The organism is Paracoccus sp. MC1854 (assembly GCF_014164635.1).
Taxonomy (GTDB): Bacteria; Pseudomonadota; Alphaproteobacteria; order Rhodobacterales; family Rhodobacteraceae; genus Paracoccus.
On record NZ_JACJFU010000067.1, the window covers coordinates 1 to 6118 of the forward strand.

The window sequence follows — 6118 nt, forward strand, 5'->3', positions numbered from 1 at the left end:
ACAGACGCAAAATGCCCGCTGCGGTGGGCGTGCGCCTCCGGTCGGGGCTACGCCCTCCTCCGTCACATGCCCACCGCGGCGTCTCATCCAGGTTGACGCGGAATCTCATCCTGTTTGTCGCGCAGCAGTCCAGCGCCTCCCGCGGGCCTGCTCAGGGCGTCGTGCGCCTCTGATGATCGGGAGAGGTGGGGGGTGCGTCAGCGCGCCCGCGCGGTCGCCTGGTTTAGCGTCCCACAGCCGCGGCAGGTCGCCGTGGCGGGATAGCTCACGAGATATTCGTGCCCGCGGGCGAAGCTCAGGTGCATCAGCCCATCACGGCGGATGCCGAGCAGCTTGCCGCAGCCTGTGCAGCGCCAGTCGGCAGCCGAGCCCGTGGCACGGGCGGTCTGATAGGCGCTTGCCGAGCGGATCGGTCGGGAGTGGAAGGGAGTCGGCATTGAAGTGCTCCTCTGATGAGTGAGCCCTTTCAATGGGTGTCGGAATATCGGACGGTCGTCCCCCCGTATGTCGGACCAGCGTCCGACATTCAGACTGCGGCGCAGATCCCGTCAGTCTTGAGACGCCAGTGCCCGCGCCGGTTATTCTCGAAGTAAATGCCCATGATCGTCTTGCGCGCCTCCGAGCGCCACGCGTCGGCGGGACTTCTGACACCGGTGCCTTCGACGATCTCGCCCGTCGGAACGTCCGGTCGCCCCGCCCTGTGCGCGGCGACAAAGCGATCGATGATCATCATCTGCTTGGGTCCTGCGATCGCGAGCGGCACCTTGCCGGGCATGTGAAGCATGCCGGACTGGTGTCCGAACTTGTGCAACGCGACCTCGCTGCCCCCGCGAGCCACCCAGCCTGACGCGCGGAAGCGCACCAGTATGGCAGCTTGCGCCTCATCGCCGATCACGCCGGCGTACAGCACGTCAGCGAGCGGAATCACCACATTGGGCCCGAGATGCGTGAAGGGTGTCTGTGCCGCCGTGAGAACGATCCCCACGCCTCCGTCCTGGCGGCTGCGCAACAAGGCATCCAGCCGCTGCAGGGTCGCGGACTGTCCAAGACGGCGAGCGAAGTAGATGGGGATCTCGGTGCCATCTGCCCGCCACCGGCCGAGATAGGCCAGATCGGCATCCAGCTGCTGGACGGATGCGCGTCCGATCAGGGACTTTAGAACCGCCAGCAGCGTTTCTTCGAGCCAGTCACGCTTGATGATGTACTTGCGGACATCCTCGATGGGGAGCCCACCGAGGTCTTCGCCGAATGTGCCGATCGCCGTCACCTCGCCCGGCCGGTCTCCGGCGGCGATGCTCACATCACCGAAATCGTCCGCGTCGTCCACGAGGACAATGTTCTGGCGTCGCTGCAATGCAAGGATCCCGGCATCGTGCAACCGCTTCGGATCAAGCCCGATCCGGCGCAGGTGCCCGCCGCTGATCTCATCTTCGGGCAGATCGTGAAGTTCGAGCAGCGCCGGCAGCAGCTGCGCGATTTCCTCGCTCTCGAGCACCCGAAGCTTGTTCATGACGCCCCAGAACTGCAGCAGTCGATAGCCCAGGTCGCGCTCATCAGGATCATGCTTGCTCTGCACATTCGAGCGCCGATCGCCGAAGGAGATCTCCAAAGTTCGTTGCTTCTGGTCGCCCGGCCGCGCGTAGTGCACGGCCACGACAAGGCGACTGAACCCTTCGGCTCGCTTCAGGAGCGTGGATCCTCCGAGGTATTGCCGGGCAACCGTCTCGATATCGTCATCAATGGTCACACGCAGGGACAGCCGCCGGGACCAGTCGCCCAGGCGCATCTCGACCTCGATCAGCTGCGCCCTCGAGATCTCGACATCATCCCAAACCGGCAGCGGCAACATAAGCGTGTGGTGAAACCGGGTCAGGTCATAATAGCGCCAGCTCAAGGGCTTGTTCGAGAGGTCCGCCTTGAGCACCACCTCGGCAAAGCTGTCGGCGGCCTTCTTGCGCACCTGCGGGCTTGGTCCACAGATCTCGATGGTGCCGAGGGTCGGGGTCCAGATCAGGGTCGCTTCGTTGGGCGGGCGGTAATAGATGGTCCCGCGCATGCCATTGTCCTTGTGGCTCAACACGCTGGACAAAGGGCCCGCGTGGCGCACGATCACCATCACCGAGGCCGGATGGCTGCCGGTTTTCGGGAGGTCGAGGGTTCGGATGCTCACCCGCGACGGCAGCTCCAGTTTGGCCGTGAGCAGCGAGGCCAGGGCGTCTGCATCAATGGCCTCCGAGTCGGTGGCGGCGCTCGGATCGTCGGCCTTGACCTCGAAGGAGTCGTACAGCTTGCCGTGATCCCGGTACTGGCGGGCCGCAAGGAACGCTTCTGCATCTTCGAAGTCCGCCGGATGCCGAAGAAAGATCCAGCCACTGCGGCAGAGAGGGTCCAGCTGGGAGGTGAAGGTTTCGTGTTCCTCGTGAGACAGCCGCTTTTGGGCAACATGCTCGAGGGAGCTGGGTCCTTTCCCGAGAGACAGCCGTCTGATCCGCCCGCAGCGATCCTCGAGAGGACGCAGCACTTCCACCGCCTTTGCGTTCAACTGATCGAGCAGGTTCGCGCGAAGATCATCGCCTTCATCGTCGTCGCTGCATTCCGGCCATTCGAATTCCACCAGCGGCTCGGTCTCCGATCCGCGGAAGGCAAGGATCTCCTGCAATAGCGGAAGCGGCGCCGTCTCGACCAGTTCCAGCGTTTCCGGTCCGAGGTTACGATACGTCCGGCTCATGGCAGCGTCCTCATCCAGCACAATCTCCGGATGAGTAGACCCGACCGGCAATGGAACGCGCAAGTCTTGCAGCCTCATGTCCCGATCGGCTGTCCCAGGTGGCTTTTCCTCAGGAGAAGCAACCGGGCTGATCCTGATGAAACGACCCAATCCCCTGTCACCCATGCTGATGACCCCGGCCGAGCGCCGCACTGAGCTGTGCCGCCTGCTGGCGCTCGGGCTGGTTCGGTTGAAGATGCGGGATCGGCGGGAAGTATCTGACGACGCCGGAGAACGTTGCCTACACTCTCCGCCCGACCAATGCCGTCATGCAACTCCGACGCACCGGAGAACCGCATGAACAAGCCCGATCCCATCCCCGCGCGCCTGGCCGCGCTCAAGACCACGCCCACGCCCGACCTGAAGCAGCAGTGGCGCGACCTCTTCGACAGCGAGCCGCCGCCGTTCAACCGGCGCTACCTGGAGAGCCGGCTGGCTTATCGCATCCAGGAACTGGCCTACGGCGGGCTGAAGCCCGAGACGATCCGGCGGCTGGAACGGCTGGGCGACGAACTGGACGGTGGCGACCGAAAGAAGCGCGGCATGCGCGCCGACCGTGACCGTCCGATCACCGGCACGCGGCTGCTGCGCGAGTGGCAGGGCGTCGAGCAGATCGTCACCGTCACCGCCGATGGCTTCGAATGGCAGGGGCGGCCCTACAAGTCGCTGTCTGCCATTGCTCGCGCGATCACCGGCACCCGCTGGAACGGCTGGGTGTTCTTCGGGCTGAAGAACCACAGGGGGCGGCCATGACCAAGCCGTTAGAAACGTCAAAACTGGTCCGCAAGCTGCGTTGCGCCGTCTACACCCGGAAGTCCTCCGAGGAAGGGCTGGAGCAGGAATTCAACTCGCTTCACGCCCAGCGGGAGGCGTGCGAGGCGTTCATCGCCAGCCAGCGCTCCGAGGGCTGGGTGCTGGTCCGTGATCAGTATGATGACGGCGGCATCTCGGGCGGAACGCTGGACCGGTCCGGCCTCCAGCGGCTGCTGGAGGACATCGAGGACGGTCTGGTCGACGTGGTGGTGGTCTACAAGATCGACCGCCTCAGCCGTTCGCTCGCCGACTTCGCCAAGCTGGTCGAGGTGTTCGACCGGAACGAGGTCACCTTCGTCTCGGTGACACAGTCCTTCAACACCACCACGTCCATGGGACGGCTGACGCTGAACATTTTGCTCAGTTTCGCCCAGTTTGAACGCGAGGTGACCGCGGAGCGCATCCGCGACAAGGTGGCGGCTAGCCGCAAGAAGGGCATGTGGATGGGCGGGGTGCCGCCCTATGGTTATCGCGTCGAGAGCCGGAAGCTGGTGGTGGATGAGGAAGGCGCCGCCCATGTGCGCTGGATCTTCGCCCGCTTCCTCGAGATCGGCTCGGCGACGGAACTGGCGCGGGAGGTCGGGAGGCGCGGCATTTGCACGCCACGAGGAAACAGGATGGACAAGAAATACATCTACCGGATGCTCAGCAACCGCGCCTACATCGGCGAGGCCGTCCACAAGGGCGACAGTTATCCGGGCGAACACGACGCAATCATCGACCGCGAAATGTGGGACAAGGTTCACGCCATCCTGCAGGAAAGCCCCCGCAAGCGGGCTGCACGGACCCGCGCCGATACGCCTGCGCTGCTGAAGGGTCTGCTGTTCGGGCCGGACGGCGCGGCGTTCTCGCCGACCCACACCCGCAAGGGCGACCGGCTTTACCGCTACTACGTCAGTCAGACTGTGCTGAAGCATGGTGCTGGTGCGTGTTCAGTCGGCCGCGTGCCAGCGGGCGAGATTGAAGCCGCCGTGATCGTCCAGCTGCGCGCCGTGTTCCGCCAGCCCGAGGTCGTGGCGGGCACGTGGAAGGCCGCGCGCACCCACGCTGAAGACATCACCGAAGCCGACGCCCGTACGGCGCTGCGGCAACTGGATCCACTGTGGGACGAACTGTTCCCCGCCGAACAGGCGCGCATCGTGGCGCTGCTGGTCGAGCGCGTCGACATTGGAACCGAGGGCCTGAACGTCCGGCTCCGCGTCGACGGCTTAAGCGCCCTCGCGCGCGAGATGCTGGCCGGGGACGTAGGAGAAGCAGCATGACACGCGCGATGGCGGTCCCCGAGACGCTCACAATCCACGTGCCATTCCGCATCGTGAAGCGCGGCGGGCGCAAGGAGATGCAGTTGCCCGACCGCTTCCGACCAGAGCGCACGCTGGACAGCGCACTGATCAAGGCGCTGGCGCGCGCGTTCCGTTGGAAGCGGATGCTGGAGTCTGGTGAGTTCACGACCATCGCCGAACTGGCGGCGCGCGAGGGGATCGCACTCTCCTACCTAACGCGACTGCTTCGGCTGACGCTGCTCGCCCCAGAGCTGGTCTCGACGATCCTCGATGGGCGGCAGGGGCCGGATGTCACGCTTGCCCGGCTGATGGAGCCGCTCCCTGCGGAATGGTCCGATCAACGCGCCGCACTCGACCATAGGCGAGTTTGCAGCTGACAAACGCATTTGCGGGCAATAGCTTCGTGCAACAGCTGTTTATTTCGAAGGTTCCATCGATTCCAATGTCGGATTTCCTGCGCGATCATATCCTTGCTCTCGTCCCTCAGAACGGCTCCACCATCAGCAATCAGGCGCTGATCACTGGCATCCGCAACCATTTGCCGGATCTCGAGGAGGAGGATTACCATGCCGCTCGCGATGCGATGGTGGCCGAAGGGCTGTTGGTCAAGGGCAAGGGGCGGGGCCGATCGGTCTCGTTGGCCAATGGCAAGGCGGTGCCAACCGCCGCGCAGGTGAAAGCGAAACCGATGCCGGCGGGGAACGGCGCCGCGGTCTATGCCCATGCCGATGAGGCCGTGCTGCGGCCGGATGTTGGCGTCGAGGCTCAGTTCTCGCATCGCAAGCCGCCCAAGACCTACCGCTACGATTCCAGCCTTTCGCCGGAACTGTCCTGGGACGAGAACGGCGAGCGGCCATTTGCCGAATGGCTGCTGAACCTGGTGGCGGACGCCTCCGAGAAGAGCGAGGCGATGGTCTTTGCCGAGCCGCAGGTTTGGAAAGGCACCGAGGAGCGTTTCACATCGCTCTCGCAATGCGCGGCGCGGCTGCGCAGCCTGACGAAGCCCTTCCTGAACTGGGCGGGCAAGGCCGAGCGGCAGCAGATCACCCTGCCGACGCTGCCCCTGTTCGTGCACGAGCGGCATTCGACGCAGGCGATCCTCGAGACGCTGAAGTCGCACAAGGCGCGTAGGTCCTGTTGACAAAAGGGATTCTCATGGCGCGCTGATCGTGATTCAAGCCGGTATCTGCGATGGAGACCAGCTTGGCACGAGACCTGATGTCGGACGAGGAATGGGCGTTCCATGAGCCCTTCA

General features: G+C 64.5%; 6 protein-coding genes. 4 read left to right on the plus strand and 2 right to left on the minus strand.

All coding sequences use genetic code 11. The annotated features are described in order from the left end of the window. Positions 1–197: 197 nt before the first annotated feature. On the minus strand, positions 198–437 hold the full coding sequence (locus H5395_RS17420) for a hypothetical protein (RefSeq protein ID WP_182793793.1): 240 nt from the start codon (positions 435–437) through the stop codon (positions 198–200). Between the two features lie 89 nt (positions 438–526). Continuing rightward, entirely contained in the window at positions 527–2728 is a 2202-nt protein-coding gene (locus H5395_RS17425) for a hypothetical protein (protein ID WP_182793794.1), read from the minus strand. 336 nt (positions 2729–3064) lie between these two features. Here H5395_RS17425 and H5395_RS17430 point away from each other — a divergent pair, with 336 nt between their 5' ends. Genes H5395_RS17430 through H5395_RS18620 form a run of 4 tightly spaced genes read left to right on the plus strand, consistent with a single transcriptional unit; the run spans position 3065 to position 6004 of the window. Continuing rightward, complete coding sequence (locus tag H5395_RS17430; protein WP_182793795.1) at positions 3065–3520, plus strand: DUF2924 domain-containing protein; 456 nt, start codon at positions 3065–3067, stop codon at positions 3518–3520. Further along, positions 3517–4842 (plus strand): recombinase family protein, encoded by a 1326-nt coding sequence (locus H5395_RS17435; protein WP_182793796.1) that lies wholly within the window; start codon positions 3517–3519, stop codon positions 4840–4842. The genes H5395_RS17430 and H5395_RS17435 overlap by 4 nt, the downstream gene beginning before the upstream one ends. Beyond that, positions 4839–5240 carry a hypothetical protein gene (locus H5395_RS17440; RefSeq protein WP_182793797.1) on the plus strand — a complete coding sequence of 134 codons (402 nt, stop codon included), beginning with the start codon at positions 4839–4841 and terminating at the stop codon, positions 5238–5240. The genes H5395_RS17435 and H5395_RS17440 overlap by 4 nt, the downstream gene beginning before the upstream one ends. Continuing rightward, positions 5231–6004 carry a hypothetical protein gene (locus H5395_RS18620; protein ID WP_220495113.1) on the plus strand — a complete coding sequence of 258 codons (774 nt, stop codon included), beginning with the start codon at positions 5231–5233 and terminating at the stop codon, positions 6002–6004. Before H5395_RS17440 ends, H5395_RS18620 begins: the two co-directional genes overlap by 10 nt. The last annotated feature ends 114 nt before the right edge of the window (positions 6005–6118 follow it).

Coding starts and splice junctions, on each gene's coding strand:
- H5395_RS17435 (WP_182793796.1), top strand. CDS start 3,517: ATGACCAAGCCGTTAGAAACGTCAAAACTGGTCCGCAAGCTGCGTTGC.
- H5395_RS17425 (WP_182793794.1), bottom strand. CDS start 2,728: ATGAGCCGGACGTATCGTAACCTCGGACCGGAAACGCTGGAACTGGTC.
- H5395_RS17420 (WP_182793793.1), bottom strand. CDS start 437: ATGCCGACTCCCTTCCACTCCCGACCGATCCGCTCGGCAAGCGCCTAT.
- H5395_RS17430 (WP_182793795.1), top strand. CDS start 3,065: ATGAACAAGCCCGATCCCATCCCCGCGCGCCTGGCCGCGCTCAAGACC.
- H5395_RS17440 (WP_182793797.1), top strand. CDS start 4,839: ATGACACGCGCGATGGCGGTCCCCGAGACGCTCACAATCCACGTGCCA.